Annotated in this window: 20 protein-coding genes; 11 read left to right on the top strand and 9 right to left on the bottom strand. The window is 50.8% G+C overall.

Features of this window, described 5'->3' with window-relative positions; all coding sequences use genetic code 11:
- Positions 1 to 27: 27 nt before the first annotated feature.
- Positions 28 to 1377, bottom strand: a complete 1350-nt coding sequence (locus tag FMR86_RS01690; RefSeq protein WP_163349331.1) for an L-serine ammonia-lyase — start codon at positions 1375 to 1377, stop codon at positions 28 to 30.
- Between the two features lie 95 nt (positions 1378 to 1472).
- Here FMR86_RS01690 and FMR86_RS01685 point away from each other — a divergent pair, with 95 nt between their 5' ends.
- Positions 1473 to 1877 carry a DUF523 domain-containing protein gene (locus FMR86_RS01685; RefSeq protein WP_163349330.1) on the top strand — a complete coding sequence of 135 codons (405 nt, stop codon included), beginning with the start codon at positions 1473 to 1475 and terminating at the stop codon, positions 1875 to 1877.
- A gap of 157 nt (positions 1878 to 2034) precedes the next feature.
- Here FMR86_RS01685 and FMR86_RS01680 read toward each other — a convergent pair whose 3' ends face one another.
- Together FMR86_RS01680 and FMR86_RS01675 are read right to left on the bottom strand one after the other, a co-directional pair.
- Positions 2035 to 2304: a hypothetical protein gene (locus FMR86_RS01680; RefSeq protein ID WP_163349329.1), complete on the bottom strand. Its 270-nt coding sequence runs from the start codon at positions 2302 to 2304 to the stop codon at positions 2035 to 2037.
- 10 nt (positions 2305 to 2314) lie between these two features.
- Complete coding sequence (locus FMR86_RS01675; protein ID WP_163349328.1) at positions 2315 to 2971, bottom strand: YkgJ family cysteine cluster protein; 657 nt, start codon at positions 2969 to 2971, stop codon at positions 2315 to 2317.
- Positions 2972 to 3354: 383 nt separating this feature from the next.
- Here FMR86_RS01675 and dsrA point away from each other — a divergent pair, with 383 nt between their 5' ends.
- From dsrA to FMR86_RS01655, 4 genes are all read left to right on the top strand, one after another.
- Positions 3355 to 4668: a dissimilatory-type sulfite reductase subunit alpha gene (dsrA, locus tag FMR86_RS01670; protein ID WP_163349327.1), complete on the top strand. Its 1314-nt coding sequence runs from the start codon at positions 3355 to 3357 to the stop codon at positions 4666 to 4668.
- Positions 4669 to 4683: 15 nt separating this feature from the next.
- Positions 4684 to 5829, top strand: coding sequence for a dissimilatory-type sulfite reductase subunit beta (gene dsrB / locus FMR86_RS01665; protein WP_163349326.1), 1146 nt, complete (start codon positions 4684 to 4686; stop codon positions 5827 to 5829).
- A 69-nt stretch (positions 5830 to 5898) separates the two neighbouring features.
- On the top strand, positions 5899 to 6147 hold the full coding sequence (locus FMR86_RS20520; RefSeq protein ID WP_163349325.1) for a dissimilatory sulfite reductase D family protein: 249 nt from the start codon (positions 5899 to 5901) through the stop codon (positions 6145 to 6147).
- 179 nt (positions 6148 to 6326) lie between these two features.
- On the top strand, positions 6327 to 7709 hold the full coding sequence (locus FMR86_RS01655) for a cobyrinate a,c-diamide synthase (protein WP_163349324.1): 1383 nt from the start codon (positions 6327 to 6329) through the stop codon (positions 7707 to 7709).
- Between the two features lie 157 nt (positions 7710 to 7866).
- Here the strand turns inward: FMR86_RS01655 and FMR86_RS01650 are convergent, their stop codons facing one another.
- Positions 7867 to 8613 (bottom strand): hypothetical protein, encoded by a 747-nt coding sequence (locus FMR86_RS01650; protein WP_163349323.1) that lies wholly within the window; start codon positions 8611 to 8613, stop codon positions 7867 to 7869.
- Positions 8614 to 8723: 110 nt separating this feature from the next.
- Here FMR86_RS01650 and lgt point away from each other — a divergent pair, with 110 nt between their 5' ends.
- From lgt to FMR86_RS01625, 5 genes are all read left to right on the top strand, one after another.
- Positions 8724 to 9536: a prolipoprotein diacylglyceryl transferase gene (gene lgt, locus FMR86_RS01645; RefSeq protein ID WP_163349322.1), complete on the top strand. Its 813-nt coding sequence runs from the start codon at positions 8724 to 8726 to the stop codon at positions 9534 to 9536.
- 172 nt (positions 9537 to 9708) lie between these two features.
- On the top strand, positions 9709 to 12054 hold the full coding sequence (locus FMR86_RS01640; RefSeq protein ID WP_163349321.1) for a FecR domain-containing protein: 2346 nt from the start codon (positions 9709 to 9711) through the stop codon (positions 12052 to 12054).
- A 131-nt stretch (positions 12055 to 12185) separates the two neighbouring features.
- A complete protein-coding gene (locus tag FMR86_RS20675; protein ID WP_163349320.1) occupies positions 12186 to 14069 on the top strand; it encodes a FecR domain-containing protein in 1884 nt (627 codons plus the stop codon).
- 233 nt (positions 14070 to 14302) lie between these two features.
- The gene (locus tag FMR86_RS01630) at positions 14303 to 16285 is read left to right on the top strand and encodes a FecR domain-containing protein (protein WP_163349319.1); all 1983 of its coding nucleotides are present in this window, start codon (positions 14303 to 14305) and stop codon (positions 16283 to 16285) included.
- A gap of 180 nt (positions 16286 to 16465) precedes the next feature.
- On the top strand, positions 16466 to 17047 hold the full coding sequence (locus tag FMR86_RS01625) for a hypothetical protein (RefSeq protein WP_163349318.1): 582 nt from the start codon (positions 16466 to 16468) through the stop codon (positions 17045 to 17047).
- Between the two features lie 105 nt (positions 17048 to 17152).
- Here the strand turns inward: FMR86_RS01625 and traT are convergent, their stop codons facing one another.
- The 5 genes from traT to FMR86_RS01605 all read right to left on the bottom strand — a co-directional run bounded on the left by traT (position 17153) and on the right by FMR86_RS01605 (position 25273).
- A complete protein-coding gene (gene traT, locus FMR86_RS01620; RefSeq protein WP_163349317.1) occupies positions 17153 to 17896 on the bottom strand; it encodes a complement resistance protein TraT in 744 nt (247 codons plus the stop codon).
- A 10-nt stretch (positions 17897 to 17906) separates the two neighbouring features.
- Positions 17907 to 18425 (bottom strand): S1C family serine protease, encoded by a 519-nt coding sequence (locus tag FMR86_RS20495; RefSeq protein ID WP_239057108.1) that lies wholly within the window; start codon positions 18423 to 18425, stop codon positions 17907 to 17909.
- Positions 18382 to 20145 (bottom strand): serine protease, encoded by a 1764-nt coding sequence (locus tag FMR86_RS01615; protein WP_239057107.1) that lies wholly within the window; start codon positions 20143 to 20145, stop codon positions 18382 to 18384. Before FMR86_RS01615 ends, FMR86_RS20495 begins: the two co-directional genes overlap by 44 nt.
- Before the next feature lie 114 nt (positions 20146 to 20259).
- On the bottom strand, positions 20260 to 24510 hold the full coding sequence (locus FMR86_RS01610) for an acyl-CoA dehydratase activase (protein ID WP_239057106.1): 4251 nt from the start codon (positions 24508 to 24510) through the stop codon (positions 20260 to 20262).
- Positions 24470 to 25273: a glutaminyl-peptide cyclotransferase gene (locus FMR86_RS01605; RefSeq protein ID WP_163349456.1), complete on the bottom strand. Its 804-nt coding sequence runs from the start codon at positions 25271 to 25273 to the stop codon at positions 24470 to 24472. The genes FMR86_RS01610 and FMR86_RS01605 overlap by 41 nt, the downstream gene beginning before the upstream one ends.
- 149 nt (positions 25274 to 25422) lie before the next feature.
- Here FMR86_RS01605 and FMR86_RS01600 point away from each other — a divergent pair, with 149 nt between their 5' ends.
- The gene (locus FMR86_RS01600; RefSeq protein ID WP_163349316.1) at positions 25423 to 26406 is read left to right on the top strand and encodes a tetratricopeptide repeat protein; all 984 of its coding nucleotides are present in this window, start codon (positions 25423 to 25425) and stop codon (positions 26404 to 26406) included.
- Positions 26407 to 26408 lie beyond the last annotated feature (2 nt).

Below are 26408 nucleotides of genomic sequence, written 5' to 3'. Positions count from 1 at the left end.
CATTTTTACGTTAAATAAAAGTGTAAGCTAGCAATTCGGCACAGACACAGCCAAACCGCCCAGCGAAGTCTCTTTGTATTTGCTGTTCATATCTTTTCCGGTCTCAGCCATGGCTTTGACAACCTCGTCATAACTGACCTTGTGGAATTTCTCGTTCTCAACGGAAGCGATCAGATAGGCATTGTAGGCACGGACAACGCCCATGGCGTTGCGCTCAATGCAGGGAATCTGCACGTAACCGCCCACGGGGTCGCAGGTGATGCCGAGATGGTGCTCCAGCGCGGATTCGGCTGCGTTTTCCGTGCGCCAGAAGCGGTGTCCGTTGGCGTAGGCGATAAGTCCCGCAGCCATGGCCGAGGCCACGCCTATTTCGCCCTGACAGCCAACTTCGGCTCCGGCGATGCTGGCGTTATGTTTGGCTATGAAACCGAGCGCAGCAGCGACCAGCATCCCTTCGCGTACTTTTTCTCGGATGACCCCAAGATCTTCTTCAAGAGCATAAACCGCAGCAGGAATTACGCCCGCAGAACCGGAAGTGGGCGCGGTGACCACGATGCGTCCGGCTGCATTCTCTTCGGATGCGGCAAAGCCGTATGAGTTCAGGCGGAGCAGGAATCCATCGGCACAATTGGGCTGGGAGCTGTTTTCAAAAAGCCGTTTGGCCTTACGCTGCAACCCGATGGGTCCGGGCAGGGTGCCTTCGGACGCCAGCCCGTTGCGTACCGCCTGTTTCATGGCATCAAGGATGGCATCAAGCTGTTCGTATACTTCACCCTCGGATATTCCGGTGATGGCAGTCTCGTTGGCAATGATGGCCTGATGCATGCGTAATCCCTCTTCTGTGAGGATTGCTTTCAGCTCATCCATATTTGAATATTGATGCGGAGGAACCCGGGGGATTTCTTCCTGCTGTCCTTTCCATTTGATGAACCCGCCGCCGATGGAGTAGTACTCCTGCTCGAAAAGGATTTCTTCTCCCTTGCGCAGACGCAGGAGCAGGGTGTTGGCGTATGGGAAGTCGTTTTCCACTTCGGCGAATATTACATTTTTTATACTCAGGGGCAGGGATACCTTGCCGCTTTCAAATTGACGGGACTGACCGTCGGCAAGGGAATCCAGAAAATCGCATTCAACATTGTCCGGGCGGAAGCCCAGTAATCCTGCTATAACCGCCCGGTCTGTGCCATGGCCCTCGCCAGTTGCACTCAGGCTGCCGTATAAGCGGACTTCTAGATTGTCGGGCTGCTCATCAAGCGAAAGATCGGCTACAGCATTGTGAAAGTTATATCCGGCTTTCATGGGACCGATGGTATGTGAGCTGGAAGGTCCGGGGCCGATTTTGAATAGTTCGAAAACAGAAGTGGTAATGGCAGTCATGACTCCTCCTTGACCGTGGAAATTGTTTATGAAATCTATCACTAGCACAATGAGTGACACCTAACAACGCAGATTCCGTTTCGGAGGTTACAGGTATGTATATAGTAAGTGGTTGTCTTGCCGGACTTTGTTGCCGTTATGACGGCGGAGATAATGCTGACGAGCGGGTCATGAAGCTTGTTGCCCAAGGCAAGGCCATTCCGGTCTGTCCTGAACAGCTTGGCGGGCTGACCACTCCGCGTCCGCCCTGTGAAATCGTGAATGGAAAAGTGCTCAGTAATGAAAAGGCGGATGTGACGGGAAATTTCATGCGCGGAGCAGAAGAAGCTTTAAAGCTGGCACAGCTTGCAGGCAGCAAAAAGGCAATTTTAAAAGCCCGTTCCCCATCCTGCGGCATTGGAAAAATTTATGACGGCACCTTCAGCGGGACGCTGATCGAAGGCGATGGCTTGTTCGCCGCCATGCTGCGCAAAGAAGGTTTCGAACTTGAGACTGAATAAAAATATCCCGAAAATCCAAAAAAGATTTTCGGGATATTTTTTTATAAAGCAAGATTAGCCTTACAAAGCGGCGAAGCCTAAAAAAGGTTTTGAAGAGTCCAGAGAAACTTTTACAAAAGTTTCTTTGGTCTCCCCGAAGGGGCCGCCGGAGGCATTCTTAATGAGTAATCTTATCTTCTTTAAGAAGCTGCTGGGCTACGCTTAAGTCGTAGAGTGACAGCGGGTTGCGGTCGGAGCCGCGTTTCTTGTATTCTTCGGCAGCTTCCATGATTACGTCATAGGGCAGCCATTCGTGCTTATCCCAGATAACGGGGTTGTCGTTGGACCAGAGCCTGAACTCGATGGAACCCTCATTTTCGCGCACGTACATTTTCGTGTCGCGGGTCTGCAGGGACGGGTAGTAGTAAAGTCCGCGTTCGTCTTTCATTATATATTCCTTACAGTTTACGCAGTGAAAAGGATTTGCCGCTGGGGGTGGCGATAATGCCGTATCCTTTGATGAGAACAGTCATGGGACGTCCGAAAAAGAAATCCATGGATTCTTCGGGGAGTCCGGCCTTTTCCATGACAAGCTCACGGACAGAAGCATCGAAAATCAGTATTTCCCGCAGATCTGCCTGCAGGTCTTCGCTATCTTCCCAGTTCTCTATGGCTGCAGCGGCAAGCTCGGACATTTTTACAGGATCGCACTTTTTATCATGCTCTGTGATGAGCTCAAGTACGGGATGTCCTTCAGGAAGAATGTCTTTTCTGGAGAGGCGGTCCTTGCTGTAAATTTCCATGAGCGGGTCCGGGTCTTCGCAGAAAAGTTTCTGGCATTCAAGAGGGCGGCTCTTGTATATGCGGCAGACATTTGATGCCTGAGCAAGAAATTTACATATCCATTCACCGCCGGCCCCTTTGACTTTGAGAATTTCTTCATCAAGGGGAAGGACTGCACCCTGCGGCTGGTCGTAAGCCAGTTCGCCTTTACGAAGGGTAACAATATCAGTGAGATCAATACCGTCGGCCTCTTTGAGCAGAGGCAGGTCCTGAGAGTGAAGTGCCGGGCCGCCTTTACGGCAGCAGGTACCGCATTGTTTGCATTCATTCATATTTAAAGAATCACTTTTTCAAGTTTATGTTGCTGGTTATCGAAAATTTTTGTAGGAAATATCTGCTACTGACGCACCTTGTGTTCGGGATGAGTAAATACGCTGAATCCGGCTTGCTTGGCAAGTCCGAGTTTGTCAATTTTGATAATTTGAATCATGTATTGACAACTTGCTGTCTTGGCGTGTTAGTTAATTATCCACACAATAGGTTGTGTTTTTTTTCACTTAAGGGTATCTTTCCCTCCCCTTGCATCGTAAAGATCGAAGGGGTCTCACTAAGAGAGGAAAGCAATCGGGCGATGCCGGTATATCCGGCTGACATACCGAATGCCTAATTTGTATTGGTAGGTATATCTTATTAAACTTTATGGAGGTTTAAGGGAATGGCGAAACACAAAACTCCCTTGTTGGACGAGCTTGAAAGCGGGCCATGGCCTAGCTTCGTGTCCGACGTAAAACAAGAAGCCGAAGTTAGAGCAAAAAACGAGAAGGGCGTGAATTATCAGATTCCCGTCGAAGTTTGTGATGACCTTCTCGGTGTTCTCGAGCTGTCTTTTAACGATGGTGAAACTCACTGGAAACACGGCGGTATCGTTGGCGTTTTCGGTTACGGCGGCGGCGTTATCGGTCGTTACTGTGACCAGCCCGAAATGTTCCCCGGCGTAGCACACTTTCACACCGTTCGTGTTGCTCAGCCCACCGCTAAGTACTACACCACCGAGTTCCTGAACAAGATCATCGACATTTGGGACATGCGCGGTTCCGGTCTGACCAACATGCACGGTTCTACCGGTGACATCGTCTTCCTCGGTACCACCACTCCTCAGCTCGAAGAAATTTTCTTTGAACTGACCCACAATGCAGACGTTGACCTTGGTGGCTCCGGCTCCAACCTGCGTACTCCCGCAGCTTGTCTCGGTATGTCCCGTTGTGAGTATGCATGTTACGACGCGCAGGCTCTCTGCTACGACATGACCATGGAATACCAGGACGAACTTCACCGTCCCGCTTTCCCCTACAAGTTCAAATTCAAATTTGATGCTTGCCCCAACAGCTGTGTATGTGCTCTCGCACGTTCCGACTTCTCTGTTGTAGGTATCTGGAAAGACGAAATCCGCATCGACCAGGAAGCTGTTGCAGCTTACGTTGGTGGTGAGTTCAAGCCTAACGCTGGCGCTCACTCCGGCCGTGACTGGGGTGCATTCGACATCCAGAAAGAAGTTGTTGACCTCTGCCCCGGCAAGTGCATCAAGTACGCTGACGGCAAACTGGAAATCAACGACAAAGAATGTATGCACTGCATGCACTGCATCAACACCATGCCTCGCGCACTGATGATCGGTAACGATCGCGGCGCATCCATCCTCTGTGGTGCTAAAGCTCCGATCCTCGACGGTCCTCAGCTCAGCTCCCTCCTCGTTCCCTTCATCAAGGTTGAAGAACCTTTCGACGAAGTCAAGGAAGTTGTTGAAAACATTTGGGACTGGTGGATGGAAGAAGGTAAGAACCGTGAGCGTCTCGGTGAGACCATGCGTCGCATGGGCTTCCAGAAGCTTCTCGAAGTTACCGGTATCAAGGCTGATCCCAGACACGTTCAGGAACCCAGACACAACCCCTACATCTTCTGGAAAGCTGAAGATGTTGATGGTCCTTGGGAACGTGACGTTAACGAATACAGAAAAAGACACCAGAGATAATACGGGAGGACAGACATGGCGTTCGTTTCTTCTGGCTACAATCCAGACAAACCGATGGAAAACCGGATCTCGGACATTGGACCTCGCGACTTCAGAGAGTTCCTGCCCCCGGTTATCAAGAATAACTACGGCAAGTGGCTCTACCACGAAATCCTTGAGCCGGGCATCCTGGTTCACGTTGCCGAATCCGGAGATGAAGTATACACAGTCCGCTGTGGTACCGCTCGCCTCATGAGTATCACTCTGATCCGTGAGATGTGCGAAGTTGCAGACAAACACTGCGACGGCTACCTCCGTTTCACCACCCGTAACAACGTTGAGTTCATGGTTGATTCCAAGGACAAAGTTGCTGCGCTGAAAGACGACCTGCTTTCCCGCAAGTTCGAAGGTGGTTCCTTTAAATTCCCCATCGGTGGTACCGGTGCTGGTGTATCCAACATCGTTCACACTCAGGGTTGGGTTCACTGCCACACCCCCGCTACCGATGCTTCCGGTACTGTTAAAGTCATCATGGATGACCTCTTTGATGAGTTCACCGGCCACAACATGCCCGCACCCGTGCGTATCGCTGTTGCTTGCTGCCTGAACATGTGTGGTGCTTGCCACTGCTCCGACATCGCTGTTGTCGGTATTCACCGCAAGCCCCCCATCATTGACCACGAGTACCTCGACAACCTCTGCGAAATTCCTCTGGCAGTAGCTTCTTGTCCTACCGGTGCAGTTCGTCCTTCCAAGGTCGAAATCGACGGTAAGCAGTACAAGACTGTTGCTATTAAGGAAGAACGCTGCATGTACTGCGGTAACTGCTACACCATGTGCCCCTCCCTGCCCCTCTCCGATAAGGAAGGTGACGGTATCGCACTGATGGTTGGTGGTAAGGTTTCTAACCGTATCTCCATGCCTAAGTTCTCCAAAGTTGTTGTTGCATTTATTCCTAACGAACCTCCTCGTTGGCCCACACTTACCAAGACTATCCGCCAGATCGTGGAAGTCTACAAAGCTGAAGCTAACAAGTACGAGCGTCTGGGTGACTGGGCAGAGCGTATTGGTTGGGAACGTTTCTTCGAAAAGACTGGTATCGAGTTTACTCCCCACCTTATCGATGATTTCCGTGATCCCGCTTACTACACCTGGCGTCAGTCCACTCAGTTCAAGTTCTAATTTAGTTCGAATTGAGAAATACGGGGCGCGGCATTTTGCCGCGCCCCTTTAAAAAGAAAGGGGCTTATTATGCCGATCGATATGGATTCCGCAAAGGAAGAAATCCTTGCTTTCTTGGAAAAGAAAACAGGTGCTAAAAGTAAATTTTACTTCAACGACTTCACCAAGCTCTTTCCTGATGCAAAGGGTCGCGAAGTTAAGAAAGTTCTGACCGCTCTTGTTAAAGAAGAGAAGGTTGAATACTGGTCCTCCGGCTCTACTACCATGTACGGCCTGACTGGCGCTGGTAAGCAGGGTGGAGCTGAACACGAAGATTAATTTTTCGTTCAGTTTGACTCTTAAATGCCTTGTCCCTTGGGACAAGGCATTTTTTTGTCTTACCCAGTCTTTGCATTGGCTCTTGGTAGTAATTTTCCTTGTCTTTTTTGCGCTGAAACACTACTGAATCCTTTGTGTATAAAGGCATGAGTTAGAATCTTAAGGGCGTGAGCAGCGAAATGAATTTTCCAAGAATCGTATTGGCCGGACTCAGCGGCGGCACAGGTAAAACCATAGTCACCCTCGGTCTTTGCCGGGCCTTCCGTAATAAGGGCAGGGCGGTCAAGCCGTTCAAAAAAGGTCCCGACTACATTGATGCCCGCTGGCTGGGCCTTGCTTCCGGGCAATACGCCACCAATCTCGATCCCTTTCTCATGTCCAACGATAAGCTCATCTCCCTTTTTCTGGAAAAAGGACAGGGGGCGGATATTTCCATTGTGGAAGGAAACCGCGGCCTTTTCGATGGAAAAGATGTAGACGGTTCCTGCTCTACGGCCGAGCTGGCCCGGATCATCAAGGCACCGGTCATCCTCACTATTGACTGCACCAAGATGACCCGCACCGTGGCCGCCATAGTTGCCGGGTGCAAAGCTTTTGAAGACGGCTTCAATCTCGCCGGGGTCATCCTCAACCGCACAGCCGGGGAACGCCACCGCAATATCCTCAAAAATTCCATCGAAGCCTACACCGATATCCCGGTGCTGGGCATGCTGCCTAAACTGAAGGAAAATCCCATTCCCGAACGGCATATGGGGCTTGTTTCCAATACCGAATACGGTGCTGTGGACAAGGCTCTTGATACACTCGGTCAGATGGCGGAAGATTGCCTTAATCTTGATGCCATTTCCAGAATAGCCCAAGAAGCTTCAGCGGATTTAAATTCTGAACAGGATGCATGGGACGGCATAGAGCTTTCCAGCGAAGCCAAGCCCGTAATCGGCGTGGTCCGTGATGACGCGCTATGGTTTTACTACGAAGAAAACCTCGAAGCCCTGCGCCGGGCCGGAGCCGAAGTTAAAGAAATTTCCCTTATCTCACCCGAACCATGGCCTGAAATCCACGGCCTCTATCTTGGCGGCGGTTTTCCGGAAACATTGGCCAAAGAAATTTCCACAAACACATCCATTCGTGATCATGTACGCAGTCTTGCTAAGTCCGGGCTGCCCATTTTCGCCGAGTGCGGCGGATTCATGTATCTGGGGCGTGATGTTGAGTATGAAGGGCAGAAGTACAAGATGTCCGGGGTGCTCGATCTCTCCACCCGTCTATGCCCGCGTCCGCAGGGGCTGGGCTACACTTCTGGAAAAATTGTCCACGAGAATCCATTCTTTACCGCAGGAACCGAGGTCATCGGCCACGAGTTCCACTATTCACTCTGCGTGGACAACAATGAACCCGCGCCTAAATACGCCCTCCACATGTCCCGCGGAAAAGGCATGGCTGACGGCCATGACGGACTCATCCGCGACAATATCTATGCCGGGTACAACCACATACACGCCCTGAGCATGCCCTGCTGGGCCAATAATTTCGTCAAAGCTGCTGAAAAATTTAAAGGCTAGGATGCCTCCGGCGGCTTAAACCCTTTTGCAAAAGGGTCTAAGAATCCCAAAACCTTTTATTCGGTTTTGTCATTCCTATATTCGAAGACCGTCTTAACATGTTGTTTGCGAAGCATACTGAAAGTTTTCCCTTCCCCAGCCGCCGGAGGCATTAAAATTAAGGCATAAAGGCTCTAGCTATTCTGAAAATATCGTCGTAGCTTTGCTTGGCGCGGATACCGAGGCACATTTCAGCGGCCATATTCATTTTTGTTTTGGAATATTCCAGAATCTGGTCCGACTGGACCTTGAGGTTCGATTTGAGGATGCGGTGATCGAAGCCGTCAATGACCTGTGTGATGCCGTTGGCGTAGAAGGGAGTCTTGATGTGCGGCACCAGTTGCTCAAGCTGCTGCTTGCCCTCTTTGCGGCTGAGTATGATGTGAAACAGCATTTTGACCAGCATGCGGTCCGGCTGTAATTTATGGTCGAATTCAAGAAGTACAGTAGGGTCGGACTGTTTATCGAAAAGACCGTCCACCAGCCCGTGGGCGAGGGTGAATGCTTTTTTTTCAGAAATTACGGATACCGGAAATTGCGAAGCCATGCGTACAAAGCTGATGCGCGGGTTTTCCTGTGAAGACATGGCCAGCAGGGCGATCTGCATAGTAGAAAGCTTACGTGCGTATTCTCCGGCAAGGGTTACTGCCTTGGCTTCAGCCAGACGGCGCACTGTTGTTTCGTCCAGTTCGGAAAATGCAGTTTCCAACAAAAATTTGATGTAAGGTTCGCGGGTATAGCGTATCTCTTCTTCAAGGACTTTTCTGCTGCGCTTCACATCAATGAGTTTTTTGATGGAGAGCCAGTAAGCGGCCAGCCCTTCGGCGGGCATTTCCAGAATATCAAAATCTTTTTGTTCTTCCATGGGATTTCCTTGTATTTCCTGTGCACAGATTGTAACTGAATTTGTCCGGGAAACATAGTCCGCCCGGTGCAGTTTTTTTGTTTAAGGAATCTTATAAACAGGTAAAGAATATGATTGTATTGCCGGAATTTGATACTACAGCTTTCAGAATAGGACCTCTCAAGGCCAACTGGTACGGTCTGATGTATATGATCGGTTTTGCCATTGCATGGACACTGGGCCGTTACCGGGCATCCAAACCGACCAATAACTGGACCGGGCAGCAGGTGGATGATCTTATCACCTGGCTCATTGTCGGTCTGGTCGTCGGTGCGCGGCTGGGCTATTGCCTGATTTATGAACCGGCATACTTTCTGGCCCATCCGGTGGATATTTTTGCGGTCTGGAAGGGCGGCATGTCTTTCCACGGCGGTGCTGCGGGTGTTGCCATAGTTGCATGGCGATTTGCCAAATCCACCAACAGGACCACCCTTGATGTGGGTGATTTCCTTGTGCCGCTGGCTCCGCTGGGATTGCTCTGCGGGCGCATGGGCAACTTCATCAACGGTGAACTATGGGGCCGGGCCACCGATGTCCCTTGGGGCATGGTTTTTCCCAGTCCCCGTGCAGGTGGCGTACCCAGACATCCTTCCCAGCTTTATGAAGGAGCACTGGAAGGGCTGTTGCTTTTCCTGATCCTCTGGTTCTGGTCATCCAGGCCCCGCCAGCGCGGAACCACTACCGGTATATTTCTCATGGGCTACGGCTTTTTCAGGGCCTTTGTGGAATTCTTCCGCCAGCCGGACCCCCAGCTCGGCTTTATCGCTTTCGGCTGGCTGACCATGGGGCAGCTGCTCTGTGTACCCATGATTCTGGCAGGCCTTGCCCTTTTTGTCTGGGGGCTGAAAAAAGGTCCCATCCCGCCTGCTGCTGAAGCTGGCTGATTAAGACTAATATAAATGCAAATTAATCCCGTATTCCAGAATAATGGAATGCGGGATTTTTTTATGGCTGAACAATGAACATTCAGTCTTGTTTCTATAAAGAAATGTTGTTTTTTGTTTTATTTCGGTTATAGTTCTAATTGTAAAAAACTAATTTAACCCCGAATGAATTATGCCCGAACAACCGAATTCAATAGGTGTCGTAACCGCTGCTGAAGGCGAGGTGTTCGCAAAATCCGATTCCGGAATGCGTGCCCTTGAGCCGGGCAGTGAGATTTATCAGGGCGAAGATCTGGTCACCGGATCAGGTGGTAATGTTGAAGTTCGTTTTATGGACGATACCCTGCTTTCTCAGGGTGCTGATTCGACTATCTCCCTTGATGATTATGTTTTCGACCCTTCCGGTGCGGAAAGTCCTGACCTGATGTTTAAGATGGCTCAGGGTACTTTTCGCGTGGTGACCGGAAAGATTGCCGAGCAGAACCCGGAACGGTTCAAGCTGGGCTCTCCTCTTGCGACCATCGGAATTCGCGGCACCGTCGTGGTAAGCGAAATCTCCCCCGGCGGCGAGAAGATCGGGGTTGAGGATATTCATGGCGGTAAGGCCCTGCTTGTACAGGGGCTTGACGGGTCCATACGTATGATTGCTTCCCCGTTGGGTATGGTTGATATTTCAGCTTCCGGGTTGTTGGGCGATGTGCGTCCCATGAGCATGCAGGAACTTAATTCCTTCCGCTCCATTGCCCCGGCTTCAATCCGGCAGGAACAGGAAATCCAGCAGCAGCGGCAGGAAGAACAACAGGATACCCCTGATGATCCCGCACAGGATGGCGATCAGGGACAAGATGATCCCGGCGGCGGCGATCCGGGCGGTCCCGGCGGCGAACCAGAAGGTGGCGGAGTTTTTGGTGCTGGAGGGGTCATTGATCCCGGCGGCGGAGTTGTCTTAGGGCAACAGGGGGTTCTCGGTCCTCCAATGCCCAGCGAGCAGCCTGTTTCAGGAGACCCCGGAGGAGAACTCAGGGGAGTTCAGGAGAGTGGCAATGGGCAAGCTGGCGGTCAGCGGGATGTCCCCAAAAAACTAGATGAGCCTCTTGATCCTGTAGAACCTCAGCAAGCCACAACAACCGGAGATGACACCTCCAGCAGTGATTCCGGCAGCGATACCACCTCCGGCGGAGGTTCGGGCGGTGATGTTGTTACTTATGTAGGTACTTCCGCTAACGATACCCTGACAGGAACTGAACGGGCGGAAACTTTCTGGGGTTATGGCGGGGACGATACCATTGAAGCCATGTGCGGCAACGATACTTTGTACGGCGGTGAAGGGGACGATACCCTTTACGGCGGGCACGGCAGCGACACCCTTGATGGTGGCGCGGGCACCGACACTATTTACGGCGGCACTGACAGCGGTATCGATTTCGTGGATTATTCCGGCGAGACTGCAGCTGTAACAGTTTATCTAGGTGGTAACGAAGGCAGTGTCACCGGCAGTGGTGCTACAGATAAAATTTATGACGTCGAAGGTATTATCGGCGGTTCCGGTGATGACCACATGACCGGGGATAACAACAGTAATACTTTTATCGGCGGTCTTGGAGACGATACTTTTTCCGGTAACGACGGCGTGGATACTGTTGATTACCGTTCATGGACCGAGGGTATAGAAGTCATCTGGGGAGGTGGCGGAGTTAATATTACTGTCGACGGTTCAACTGAGTCGGATGAGATTTACAGTATCGAAAGGATTCTCGGCAGTGCCGGTAATGATACCATTACTGGAAACAGCACTGACAATACCATCGGTGGTGGAGATGGCAGTGACAGTCTTTGCGGTGGGGCCGGGACCGATTTTCTGGACTACAGCTGGGTAGACAATGGGACTGGAGTAACTGTTTACGGGTATTACACTGAAGATTCGGTTACCCATTCCGGTGATAAAGATACTGTCAGCAGTTTTAACGGAGTTATAGGTTCGGATTACGGTGATGTGATCAACGGCGATGCAGAAAACGGCAGCGCCTCTACTACGATTTTTGCCGGTAGCGGTGATGACATTGTCAATGGACATTGGGAAGGCCATAATTATATCTATGGTCAGGCTGGTGATGATGTGCTGACCGGTGGCGGCAATAGTGACACTCTGGAAGGCGGCATCGGTAGGGATACCCTCGAAGGCGGCGACGGGGCCGATAAGTTTTACTACGCAAGCGTGAGTGATATTACGGGGGCCTCAAATATTGATAAAGTGACAGATTTCGATCGCAGCCAAGGAGATCGATTTGAATTCAGTTTAGCCAATTTTACCAAGGATGGTTTTGCCTCTGTGGACGGGTATAGCGGAACATTGTCCGGAGGCGAGACCGGATCATATTTCATCTGGGACAATACGAATAAGCAGTTGATTTACGATGCCGATGTGGAAAGTGACGGATATGAAGTTGTTGCAGATGTTGATGGTCTCCAAGGTATGTTTGAAAGCGATATCGAGTTGATTGGAGGCGGGGGACCGTAATTATTGAATTTGTTATATATGCCTAAATAACAATAATTTATATATGCTGTTTGGGTGCTTGTTTGCCTTGAAAAAGTAAAAAAAAGATTTATCATACCAGTATGGTCTAATTTTTACTTGCGGGGTGAAGCATGTCCCCTGAAACTGCCGCTCATAACGCCATCGGCGTAATCCTCACAGTCCATGGTGAGGTTATGCTTAAGTCTTCTGAAGGCTTGAGAGTGGCAGAGTCCGGCTCTTCGGTTTTTCAGGGTGATGAACTTATTACCGGAACTGACGGACAGGTCGAAGTCCGTTTTGTTGATGATACTCTCCTTTCTCAGGGCTCAGAGTCCTCCATTCTTTTTGACGATTTTATTTACGATGAAACGGATAAATCTTCTTCGGACCTGTTCTTTAAAATGGGTGCCGGGACTTTTCGCATGGTCACCGGAAAGATTGCCGAACAGAATCCGGAACGTTTCAAGCTCGGTTCTCCTCTGGCTACCATCGGTATCCGCGGGACCGTAACTGTTCACGAAATCGGCTCTGACGGCGAAAAGCACGGTGTAGAAGATATCCACAGCGGCAGGGCTTTGCTGGTCCAGAGTATTGACGGCAGCCTCCGTCAGATCAGCTCACCTCTTGCATTGGTTGATATTGCAAGTTCGGGATTGATGGGTACAGTCAGGCCTATGACCGTTGATGAATTTAACCAGTTTCAGTCCATAGCTCCTGCTGCAAGGGAACAGGAGCAGGAAATCGAAGATGTGCAGAGTGGTGAACAACAGGAGCAGCAGGACGGTGAGGATCTGCAGGGCGAGGTCGGCGGGGAGCCGGATGCAGATGCTCTGGGGAGTGGGGGGGTGCTTTCAGCTGGGTCAGGAGTTTTTGCCGGGGTAAATATTGTGGATTCTAGTTTGCTGGCGGTGGCAGAGCAGGTGTTTGAAGCTCTGGCGGAAGGAGATGTAGAGACTGCTGTGCAATTGCTTGAGGCTATAGATGAAATTCAGGAAGATCTATTGGCCACTGACGGTACAACTGAATCCACCGACCCACTTGATGACGGTTCGTCAACAGATACTGACGATGAAGAAATTACTGAGCTTGTGGAAGGGGGTGACGATGAGCCGGAGCAAACCGAGGATGAAACATCGAGTGGATCTGAGCGTGGAGATGGTATTGTCTGGGATTACGGCACCGATGATGCCGATAATTTGGCCGGGGATTCACAGGTCAACTATATTGACGGTAAGGGCGGAAATGACACCATAGACGGCAAGCAGGGTAATGACAGCCTGATCGGTGGACTCGGTGACGATACCATCTACGGCGGCAACGGAAACGATACCATTGATGGCGGAGATGGCAGCGATACCATCTATGGCGGTCAGAATGTGGATTACATTTTGGGTGGTGCCGGTGATGATTTGATCTACGGTGGCCAGAACGGTGACGACATGTATGGCGGAGACGGCAATGACACTGTCTCATATGAAGGAGGCTCCGCAATTCAGGTGGACCTGGCAGCAGGAACAGTTTCAGGAGGATCCAATACCGATACCCTGAACAGTATCGAGAATATCATTGGTACCGATAATAACGATGTGCTCAAAGGTTGCAGCGGTTCTAATTCTTTGAGCGGTGGTGATGGCAACGATACCCTGACCGGAGCCGGGGGCGCGGACTACCTTTCCGGTGGTGCCGGAAATGATACCTTTACGTATAATTCCGCTGCAGAAGGCGGGGACACTATTACCGGATTTGTGAGTGCGGATGACGGGTTTTATTTTTCTTCATCTTTCGATTCAGGGTTTACCTTTATTAATGTCACTCCCGGAGTCGGCAATTCATATGACGGTATAACCGGGACGACCACTGCTACCGCTTATTTTGTTTTTGATTCAGATAATGATCAGCTCTGGTATGATCCTAACGGCAATGAGAGCAACACCGGGCATTCCCTGATCGCTACTGTTTCCGGTGCGGATGTTTATGCGAGTGATATCTCAGTTGAAATTCTTGCGGATGGGTGATTGCATTGTTTATGTAGAAATTGACAGCTGTGTATGTAAGCTGGGTGTGAGGTGTTATTTTTCAATGTGTTTTGCCTGTTTTTGAATGTGTCGTGTCTTTGTTTTGTGCTGAATGTGTGTTTTTGCCAGTGTTGTAGTTGGTGTATGGTTGTGTGAATTTGTTGACTTGCTTTCTTAAAATAGATTATTATTCTCTTAAGGTGGACTAATTTTAAAAAAGTAGAGGGGTCGTCATGCCTCCCGAAGCAGGTCAGGAATCAATCGGTGTAGTGCTCGCTGCCAACGGCGAGGTTTTTCTGCGTTCAGAATCAGGTGTCCGGCAGGTTGAGTCCGGAGCTGAAGTTTTCCGGGGCGAGGAGCTCGTTACCGGATCAGGCAGCACGGCGGAAGTCCGTTTCGTGGACGATACCCTGCTTTCGCAGGGTGCTGATTCCGTTATTTCACTTGATGATTATGTTTTCGATGACTCTGCTTCCGATGCTGAACTGCTCTTCAAGATGAGTCAGGGGACTTTTCGTCTGGTAACCGGAAAAATCGCAGAGCAGAACCCGGACCGTTTTCAGGTCGGAACTCCTCTTGCTACTATAGGCATTCGCGGCACAACCATTGTCAGTGAAATCATGCCCGGCGGCGGGCAGAAGATCGGTGTTGAAGAAATTCATGCCGGTAAGGCCCTGCTGGTCCAGTCCATAAGCGGCGAGATCAGGATGATCGCCAACGCCCGCGAGCTGGTTGATATCGCCATGTCCGGCCAGCTCGGCACAGTGCGCCCCATGAGCGTGCAGGAATTTAATTCTTTCCGTGAAATCGCGCCCACTGCTATCCGGCAGGAGCAGGAAATCCAGCAGCAGCGGCAGGAAGAACAGCAGCAGGATGATCCTCAGGACGATCCGGATCAGAATCCGGACGAGCAGGGACAGGATGCACAGGGCGGCGATGGTGATGTAGAAGGCGGCGAAACCGGAGGACCGGCTATTCCCGGTCAGGGTGTTCTTGATCCGGGTATCGGGGTGGTTGTCGCTGGCGGTATTGGTCAGGTCGGTCCGTTTGCAGGTGGTCTTGGACCGGATCTCCCCCCGGGTGCTTTGGCTGAGATCGAAGGTCTTGCCGGGGAGATTCTCGGTGCCATTAATTCCGGTGATATAAATACTGCCCAGAATTTGCTGAATAATCTTCAGGGTGAAATTGATGATGTAATTGATGAGCTGATTGGGAGTGGTGAGACTTATACAAGTTCTGAAGGTTCAGACGCACAGACTTATACCTCCGGTGACGGAACCACCTTTATCTTAGGCGGTTCAGCCGACAACTCTTATACCGGAACTTCGGGGGCTGACTATTACGATGGTCAGGGCGGTAATGACTATATCAGCGGGCAGATGGGTAATGATGTGCTCCATGGTGGCCCCGGCAATGATACTGTCATCGGCAATGAAGGCAATGACGTTCTACGCGGCGGAGCCGGGGAAGATACCATTTCAGGTAATTGCGATAATGACATAATCCATGGCGATGGTGATGACGATACTATTTATGGCGGTAAGGGTGCAGATTCCATGTATGGTGGAGACGGCTGGGATACCGTATCATTTTCAGACATAACTCCAACCCTTGAACCGTACATAAATATGAATACGGGGATTGCCTCCATCGACCATGTAGAAGATTTCTTTACTAACTTTGAAGCTGTGGTCGGAACTGATGTTGATGGTGTGGGGGATTATATAGAAGGGGATGGTAATGATAATGACCTTTTCGGTCTGAGAGGGGATGATACTTTGAAAGGCGGTGCCGGGGATGACCGTATTGAAGGCGGTGCCGGAAATGACGAACTGTACGGCGGTGCGGGAAGTGACACTATTTCCGGCGGCGGTGGAGCTGATACTATAGACATAAGTGGTGATTCTGTCACTGATAAGCTGATTTATTATTTACCTACTGACGGCGCAGACAATGTCACCGGTTTTACTTCCGGGGAAGACAAATTTGTCTTCGACAGCAGTAATTTTACCGTGGGCGGAACACCTTATGTTCAAGATAACGGCTATGATGGAACGACTGGTTCGGCAAGTGGTGGTCAGTTTATTTATGACGCTGATACTGATGGCGGCAAGCTCTGGTATGATGACGATGGAGACGGGGGAAATGCTGGAGTGGTTATAGCTACCGGCATAGGATCAACATTTAATGGTGCAACAGATATTGATTTTAATTGAGTAACTTTATTGCTGAATTGTATAGAAAGCCGCCTCCGGGCGGCTTTCTCTTTTGCTCTCTTGCCAAATTTTCTTGCCAATCCCACTTTTTTCTTATCTAAATATACTTAATGACACCTGAAACCGGGACATGCCCGGATGCTGAAATTGAACCTGTGATTTAAAAAAGGAAGGTGGAGCATGAGCAGAATCGATGAAATCCTCGGCAGGATGGATGCGCTGGAAAAGGAATTGCGCGTTGAGCTTCGTGACATAAAAAGTGAGTTTCTCTATACCGTGCAGGAGAAGAAAGTCCGCTTCAGCGCGGAAGTGCGCGAAGCGCACCGCGAGCTGGCCGCCAAGTGGAGCGATTATGTTTATGACTCCGGGGTCTGGGTTATGCTCACGCTGCCTTTTATTTTTATGCCGCTCATCCCGGCCCTGATGATTGATGTGGCCGTCTGGCTCTATCAACTAATGTGTTTCCCGGTCTATGGCATTCCCCGTGTAAGACGGCGCGATTACGTTGTCATAGATCGTCACAGCCTGAAGTACCTGAACTTTATCGAGAAGATGAATTGCTACTATTGCGGTTATTTCAACGGCTTGATCGGCTTTGTGCGCGAGGTTGCAGCTCGCACCGAACAGTACTGGTGCCCTATCCGCCACGCCCGTCCGGTTAAATCCGTGCACAGCCGTTACCGTCACTTCTTCCCTTACGGAGATGCTAAAGGGTATCGCGAGGGGCTGAACAAGGTGCGCACTCGATTTGATGATGTATAGCTGAAAGACGAAGCGGCGAAGCCCTAATAAAAGTTTTTGGGAGAGTCCAGAGAACCCTTTTGCAAAAGGGTTCTTTGGTCCCCGAAGGGCCGCCGGAGGCATCTATTAAATTATATCCTGCAAAATTCTCTTAAATCTCAAGGTCACTCCGCGCACGATTTTGCTTTGCGGGGTATTATCCCCGCCGGCATAAACGGCAACTTTTATGCGGTCTCGTGAACGGTAGGCTGTGAACCCGTCCTCCTCATCTTCCCATTTGATCTGGGTATCACCGAACTGGACGATAGCTTTACGCTTTCTGGCATATTTATCTACGATTCCGAGCATCACGTCCGCAACCATGATGTATGTATCCTGTGTCATGTACTGTCCGATAATGGCTCCAAGGGCTGCTCCAGATGCGGAACCAAGTACTAGGGAATCGAGATTTTGGCCCAAGCTGGCACCCATGTAGGCTCCGCCTGTGCCGCCCCAGAGGCTGATTTCGTCGACCATATTCTGGGATATCTGACCGGAATAGCGCAGGTTGATATCCAAGTGTAGAGAGTATTGTCCAGTTTTAACGACTTTGTAGCCTTTGTCCTCGTAGGCGTCGGCAAATGTTTTACGCAGGGCCTTAAGGTTTATCGCCGGGTCCCCGGAAGTATTGCGAATGGTCAGCTTGAGCACCGGAGTATCAAATTGTGAAGGATCGGCCATAAGGTTGCCGTTGGTCATGGAGCCGTAGAGTAAACCTGTCTTTTGTTCACGAACCATGCCCATGCGTTGCTTGCTGCGACACCCGGACATAAGCATCAGTGCCGTGAGGATTGCCACTGTTGTTATGATTAAGATTTGCTTTTTGTTCATTGGAGGCTCCTTACTTGCGATATTTTATTCCATATTGTTTGAGAAATTTGATCACTTCTGAGTAATGGACGGCGAAGGCGAGGTTGTCGATTATTGGACCTCCTAACTTCCATGAGTTAACGCCTACAATTTTGTTTTTATAGAACAGGGGGCCTCCCGAGTTGCCACGGTTAATCGCTGCATCGGTTTGAATATAACGCACGTCAATATCTCTAGAAGGTAGATGGTGGCTTGGTATCGACCTGTAGGCACTGAATACGCCACGGGTAATTGTGAAAGGCAGATCTTCCGGGTGCCCGATGGCTTCAAGGGTTACTCCGGCAGGTAGGCTGTTTTTAGTGTAAAATCGTACTGGTTTTCCATGAGCATTAATTTTAACCAATGCAAGGTCCCGGTACAAATCAAAAGCCATTACTTTACCGAATGCTTCCATATTATTGTGCATTTTTATTTCAACAAAACTACTCCCTGCCACCACATGATGATTAGTCAAGATAATGTTGCTGGTTACAAAAAAAACCGCTACCATATGACCTGCGATCCGGCCCTAGAACCATGACTGTGGAATCAAAACGAGGATCATTGCCGGTATCGGATTTATATTTATCGCTATAAAATGACGCTAATGCTTTGTTGCGATCATTAATAATTGTTTTTTGAATGCTGGCCATGTTGCGGTACTTTTTATCTTTTCCCTTGTGGTCCAGATAATAGTTGAGCATGTCGGAAAGGCGTATGGGAACAACCTTTTTCTCCCAGCCCCGGACTTCCTTGTCCGTATTGAAACGTTTGGTATAGGCTAGTTTGTCCGGGTCATCCGGTCGAATCCCATATGCGATTTTAAAGTTCTTTTCCTGAACAATATCAAAGAAGTCCGTGAAGTATGTGCGTGATTTACGGTCGATAATTATGTACTGTACCGAGGCTACTTTGGTTGTTCGCAGCGGCACAACACTGAAGCTGTATTTTTCATAGATGGGCTTGTCGATCATACGCGGGATGCTGGTGGCATTGGCAACTGCTTCATTGTATTTTTGTTCTTCTATTGCAGCCATGTGGGCGGCGGAGGTGATGTCGTTAGCCCCGAACCAGCCCAGAATGTGGGAGTTGTTGCGGTTGTTCAGTTCCTGCCGTTTCAGTTTAAGCTGTTCAAGACGCAGCTGGGCCTGATCGTAGGCATGGTTGTATCCTTCCTGATATCCGAGAATATTTTTACTTCGGTATGATTTGGGACGGAAAGTCTTTCGGTCGATTCTGGATACCACTTCGTTGATCAGGATGACCACATCCGCGTCCTTGGCTGTCTTGGAATTGAACATGGAAGTCTTTGCCAGTGTCTCGGTCTCCATAGGCAGGTCCACGTCAAATCCCAGACCGAATTCAATGCCATGTTCATGCAGCAGAGTTTTGCTGGTCACGCGCACAAAGGCGATTTTGCAGTCCGGTACTTCGGTAACCGGGAAGCCCTGTCTCTGGGCTTCCTTCATGGTTTTTATAACTGTGCGGAAGGACGGCTTTCTGCCCTTGGATTCTTTCTTGAGCAGCTCGCGGAAGTATTGGCCTTCCATGTTGCGCAGGGTCTCAGCGGGGATCACATCCCCGTATTCCTTGATCATGTGCGGCACGTCTTTACCGTTGGCGGAACCTACAGTGCGCTCCAGCAGGGCGGCCTGCGACTTGAGGAATTTGGCCTCGTCCAGTTTTACGGGATAGATGGAAAAAAAATTCGGCCCGGTTTTAAGGGGATATTTCTTGAACTGGGCCAGCGCATCGGCGTGGATTTTTGATTCTTTTTCGTGGAGCTTGCTTTTCAGTTTTGCCAGACGGGGAGGTGTCTGGCCGAGATCGTTTAGGATGGCGAGGGATTCAATTTCATCCACAAGTGCACGCGCATTATCCAGCTTGAGGCGGATCAAAGTCCACTTAGCGGATTTTTCAGGCCAATGGATGGAAAGGATGTTTGTTGTAGCTGCGGAAATTTTCGGGCGGTAACGTTTTTTAAGATTGGAAGCCGCTTTGGTTATCTCATCCATTGCCTTCGGCTTTGCCAGAAAATAGTCCTGATTATCAAGCCAGATCTGTTCCGCCTCAGAGAATTTATTGCGGTCCACTGCCCGGGTGAATTTATCCTCCGGCTGGGATGAAATTACAGTTTCTTTGATATTTGTTTTTAGGGATCGTCCGGCCCGGCATCCGCAGATGGTAATCAGCAGTATTAACAGGCACAGCCCTATCATTCTTCTATTCAATGTGTCCTCCCCCCGGAAAAGCGTTTCCGCTTCAATCTATCCTGAGAGGTGGTATCATAATAGCTTGTGCTATATCAAGAAGAACTAAAGTAATATTAATTTGGGCCTGCCATTTCAATTCATCCGTTCATGCAGCCGTTTGGCCTGCAGACAGAATGCTTCCAGCCTTGCTTCGATCAGTTGCGGGAAGGGATTGCCGTCCGTCTCAATGGCCAGAAAAGGCAACCGTGAATCAGGAGCAACCACGGATGTGGCCTTGCCTCCTGCTGATCCGGCCCGGAATTTTTCACTGAGCACCGCTTCTGCCACCCGTGAGGGCATGCAGCCGAAAGGACCGATGGAGATGACCCCGCAGGATGGGGACATTATCTCGTGCAGGGATGCGCCCACAGTGAGGATTGCCTCCCCGGTGAGCTGTTCGGAAATATGCTTTTTGCCGTGGCTGACCACTTTTCGCACATCCGGTCCGGGATAGAAGAGCAGTCCGCTTTTGGCGAGTATATGCCGGATGCGCCGCTCAAAATATGATTTCACGCCTTGCGTAATCAGGGTTTTCAGTTCGGCCCTGCCTTCGATATTATTGCGGTTCAGCCAGTCGGTGTATTTCATCCACTCCAGCACCGGGGCCACGCGCACGATGAAGCCCTGTTCGGTAAGCCTTTCCGGCAGGGAGCGGCGGGCCAGCGGATCGTGGCGCACATAAATTTCACCAAGAAGGGAGATTACCGGATATTCCCGTATTGGTTTTGACAGTTTAATGGTGGATAGCTCTTTTGCCGCTTTGCGCAGTGCCTTGGAGAAGGTTTTCCAGTCGGCCATGCCATCGAGCAGGTTTTGACGGACCTGCCGGAAAAGTTTCAGGGCCGCGTCCTTATCTGTAGCGGCTGTGGAAATGGTGGCGTGGATGTCCTCAAGGATGGACCCGGCAACAATGCCTTGCCACATGCCAAGGGTCACCCCGGTGCTTAATCCCCCGTAGCCGTCCGTGGAACTGGGCGCGAAAATGGCAAGGTCCGGGATTTCCAAACGCTCAATGAGATCATTCATGAACACGGAATACTGCCCGAAGCGGCACGGCCCCTTGGCCTTGGGCATCAGGAAGAGGGCGATTTCGTCTTCGTCCCGGTTTTCCAGATGTTCCAGTAACGCTCCTGCTGTGAGTTGCAGGGGCAAACATTCCTTGCATGATGAATTGTTGCGGCCCATTTTGAGGGCAGCTTCACTGGCGTGACCCAGCACCTTGTAGCGGATGTTGTCCCGCTGCATGGAGGCGGCCAGAAAATCCGTGCTGATTTCACCTAGGCTGGGAATAAGCAGGGTGACTTTCGGATCATTGACCGCATACCAGTCTCCTTTGGAGTCGGTAATTCCGGTAATTCCGTCGCGAACTTCACAACAGGCCGGACGGAAAGAGTTCGCCGCCGGTCTGTCTGTTTCTTTTTGGCGGCTGAAACCGTCCACAATATCCAGAAACGCTTCAATGCGGGTTTCGATCCCGGCATCGGCGGTGTGACTGTCCAGCTCCAAGGTCAGTGAAGGCTTGCTGCCCATGACTTTGCGGAAATGGCCGAGCAGGAATGAATCCGGTCCGCAGGAAAAGTTGGTGATGTAGGTGCCGAAAAGTTTGGGATGTTCAGCTGCCTGCTTGGCACTGTCCATGATCTGTTCCCCGGTGGCCCAGTACATATTCAGTTCTGATCCGCATTTTTCACTGCGTGGGAGCATATCGCAGGGGATGATCTCAACTCCGCGGGTGGCGAATTTTGCGGGAATGGATTTATTGGCCCATGAGCTGAAAGCATTGTATGGGCGACCGAATAGCACCATGCCCTGCCTGTCGCTTTCATCCAGTGCGGCCATGAATTCTTCTCCTTTGCGACGCAGGTCGGAAAAGAATTGTTCCTGCGCGGCAAGTGCCGCCTCCAGTGCGTCTACAGCACGTGCGACATCCACCTTGAGTACGGCGGCTGTCTGGAGCAGGGCTTTGCGTAATTGTTCTTCACCGTCCTGCATGTGGATGACCGGGGCCAGCAGGGAGCGTTTTTCCAGTTCCGGGAAAGCGGATTTCAGGTAATAAGGCTCTCCCTGAACCAGCACGCAGGTGCAGGAGCGGTCACCGCTTTTGAGTGGCATGGAACGCAGATGGGGCAGGAAAATATGATCGGTCTCAAGTCCCAGCAGTTCCCCCAGCCCGCCGTGGGCCAGTTCCACCGGATGACAGAAGGGCGCGCCTTTCTGCTCAATGGAATCGGGATCGATTTTATCCGGCAGCCGGACTCCGAAGCCCATCTTTTTGAAAAAAGTATTGAAGAGCGGAAACCACGTGTTCATGAGCAGGGAGCGGTTCATGCCGATTACGGACTGGCCTGCCTCTGGCTCAGTCAAATCCCGGAAAACCCGTTTCTCCCGCCAGAGTACAAGATCATCTGCCGGCTTGGTGTTTTTGGCGACCTTGGAATTATCAAAGCGGTTGCAGATACCGCCGAAGGGGAAGGTTTTGCCCTGTACTTCAATGCGGGCAATGGTGCAGCCGAGGTCGCAATCCCGTCCGGCTCCGTTGCAGACGAAAGGTGATTTGTGGTTCACTTTTCTTTCAGCCAGCTCGGCGGGATTGAATTCTCCTTTGGCAATGGTACCCTGATCAGCTCTTTTCGCTGCCTCAAGAGCCACCCCGAAGGCTCCGGTAAGTCCCGGATGGGGCGGGACGATGATTTCCTGTCCGGTCAGTGCGGCCATGGCCGTGGGCACGGCCTTGTTGTAGCAGACCCCGCCCTGCATGAAAATTTTACGACCGACTGTGCGGCTGCCTTTAACCCGGTTGGCGTAATTTATACAGATGGAATAGACCAGCCCGGCAACCATGTCCTCCAGCGGAACACCCTCCTGCGCCGCAAGCTTGAGGTCAGAGCCGATGAAGGCCGCGCACTGGTCATTGAAGTTGGGTGGATTCTTTCCTTTAAAGGCCACATCAGCAATGTCGGTGACCGCGATGCCCAGAGTTTCTTTGGCACTTTCTTCAAGGAACGATCCGGTTCCGGCACTGCATGCTTCGTTCATGGCGTAGTCGCAGGGAACTGAATTTTTCAGCCATGTATACTTGGCATCCTGTCCGCCGATTTCGAAAATTGTGTCCACTTCCGGATCATAATGCACGGCGGCGGTGGCGTGGGCGGTGATCTCGTTGATAATGCCGTCCGTGCCCGCATGCAGCCCGGCAATGTTGCGGCCAGATCCGGTCACTCCCATGATTTCAGCCACGGTTCCGTCCGGAACCTGCGTAGCCAGTTCGGCGTAAACCCTGCATGATGCCCCGATGGGATCACCGTCCGTGCGCAGGTAGCAGGAGGCTGCAATCTCGGTACGTTCCAGATCAAGAAGCACCCCTTTAGTGGTAGTCGAACCTACATCAAGGCCGAGGGCCAGCCTGTTGCCGGGGACGAATCCGGCCTGCCTGCTTTTGTGAAATTTAACAGAATCAGTGAAGTTTTTCAGCGGCGGCAGGAAAGTGAACGCTGTGTCACCTTTGCGAATGATGCTGCCTGTCTCCTGCGGCAACGGGGCCCCGTTTTCAGCTGCCCAGATGGCCGCCCCAAGGGCCTCGAAGCAGTTGCCGTGCTCCGGCAGAAAGAGGTCCGCTATTTCCCGGCGCAGTTCATTGACCATGAATTTGTTCTGCGAGCAGTTACCGATCAGGGCTACTTTTTCCGCGGGTAGTTTGCGCAGCAGTTCCACGCATTTTCCGGCCATCATGCGGGCCAGCCCGGCCACCACGGCATCTTTTTCCACCCCTTTGTTCAGAGCATGGGTGCAGTCGCTTTTGCAGAAAACCGAGCAACGCCCGGAGACCTTGTGCGGTTCGCATTCCTGCATGGCGGACATATCGTCCAGAGTAAGGCCCATGCGGCCTAATTGCTGAGCCAGAAATTCCCCGGTGCCGGAAGCGCACTTGTTCCCGGTATGCACGGTTTCAACCTTGCCGTCATTATCAAGCAGGTAGGCCATGAAGGTTTCCCCGCCCGCGCTGAGTACGGTGCGGTAACCTTCTTTTACGAAATTCTGCTGCGTAAGTGCTGTTTCAAGGGCTTGCGGTTCGGAGATGGTCGGCAGTTCCAGCAGGTGCCGGAATTTGCGTCCGGTTACTGCTGCCGGAACGTTGTCCGGTAGCCCTAATTCCTGCAAGGCTTTGACGACGGTTTTCGCGGGATTGCCTTCGTGGTTAAGTGAAATTGATTTAATTATTTCAATTTGTCCGTCAGCGTCGTCCATGAGGACCATGCTGATAGTGGAAGCCCCGGCACAGATACCCAGTGAAGCGGTGGGGTGGTCAGTTTGGGGCGGGCTTATTTTCAAGTGTGGGTAGTTCAATTTCAAAAACCTTGTTCCAGAATTTTCCGGTCACGAAAAGTCGTTTGTTCTCAGCATCCCAGGCAATGCCGTTGGCGGCTTCGGCTTTTTCCCCGGCAAGAGGGCGCAGTGATGATATATCCAGCCAGAATTTTACTTTGCCGTTTCGGGGATCAATGGCTGCTATGCGGTCTTTTTTCCAGATATTGCTGAAAATCAGGCCGTTTATGAATTCCAGTTCGTTTAAACTATGAATGTTGGCAACGCCGTCCGTGACCCGCAGCCTTTTAATGCGTGCAAAATCATAAGGGTCGCGCAGGGTGATCACCGAAGAACCGTTGCTCTGGTAGATGAAGTCTCCGTCTGTGGTCAGGCCCCATCCCTGCCCCTTGTATTGGAAGATTCTTTTGCGGGCAAGGGAAGCAGCGTCATACACGTAACATTTACCTGACCGCCATGTTAGTTGGTAAATTTCATTGTTATGGTAGCAGATGCCTTCGCTGAAAATTTTCTCATCATTTTTAATCAGGGTGCGCACAATGCCGCTTTCCAGTTCAACCTTGCGCAGTGAAGATCGGCCACGCTTGCCCGTGCTTTCGTATAAATAGCTTTTATGATAGAGAAAACCCTGCGTGAATGCCAGGTCGTCGTGCGGAAACTGGTGGAGTAATCTGCACTGAATGATCGGAGCCGAAATCTTCTTGCGAGCGTAGCTTTTTTGCCCGAAAAAGTGCAAAATAAAGATAACGGTAAGAAAAAATAAAATTAAACGGTGTACTTTCATCACGCTGAAGACTAGCGAATTTTTTTTCGAAGTTCCAGCTGTAGGAATATTCATTTTTATTTAGATGATGGCAATCTATACCGGAACGGGTAGAATGCCGATAAGGAGTATGTGAGGGGTCTGAACAGGATATTCGGAGGCTTAAAACAATGAGTGCCGACTCATCATTATTTGACTATACTCCTCCCGCAGATCAGGGGATTCCAGAGGATTCAAGCCTTGTGACGGTTGTTTCCCTGCGCACAGACTCGCATAAAATCAAGGGTAAAAAATACTGGCTGGCCACCAAAGTGGACGATGACCGTTTTGAATTGCTGCTTCTCAATGAACAGCATATTCCCACAGGCGATCCCCAGATTATCGGCGGCGGCGAGTTTGCCGCCCATTACGCCCTTGAACTGGACTATTTTCAGCAGCATGTTCGTCCGGCCATGGACCAGCAGGAAGCACGGCTCAGCAGGGGCGAGGCCCACCGTGAACAGGGCGAGCTTTACAGCGCGGAAATGGAATACGCCGACGCGCTGGAAGTGGATGAGGAAAATGTCCGCGCCACCTTCGGTCTCGGTATGACCTACCTTGAAAAGGGCGATGTGGAGAGGGCGCAGGAAGTGTTCGCCAAAGTGCTCCAGCTCAAATCCGCCTTTACCACTGAACACAAGCACATGTTCAATGATTTCGGTATATCCATGCGCAAGAACGGCATGTATCGCGAGGCCCTGCAGTACTACAATCGCGGAGTCGATCTCGACAGTACCGATGAAAATCTTTTCTTCAACATTGCCCGCACCCACTATGAAGCGGGTGACTGGGAAAATTGTTTCCGCTATCTGACCATGTGTCTTGAAAAGAACCGCGGTGTTCAGGAAGCCCAGAAATTCTGTCATTACCTGATCAAAAAAACCGAAGAAGACGAAACCATGCTCCGGGAAATGGGAACCGGGGACAACGGCGAAACCCTGCGCAGTGACATTCTCAACCTGCTGCGCAAGATGCAGTTGGCCGCCGGGGTGGAGCTTGATGATGCCATTGAAAAGACACACGAAATCAGGGACCGCATGATCGCCCTTGCAGAAGAGGATATGCAGATGAAAGAGATTGAAAAGAATCTCTACAATGTCGATGTTGATTTATAGCC

The organism is Desulfovibrio sp. JC010 (assembly GCF_010470675.1).
Classification (GTDB): domain Bacteria; phylum Desulfobacterota; class Desulfovibrionia; order Desulfovibrionales; family Desulfovibrionaceae; genus Maridesulfovibrio.
This window is presented reverse-complemented; position numbering and strand designations above follow the sequence as displayed.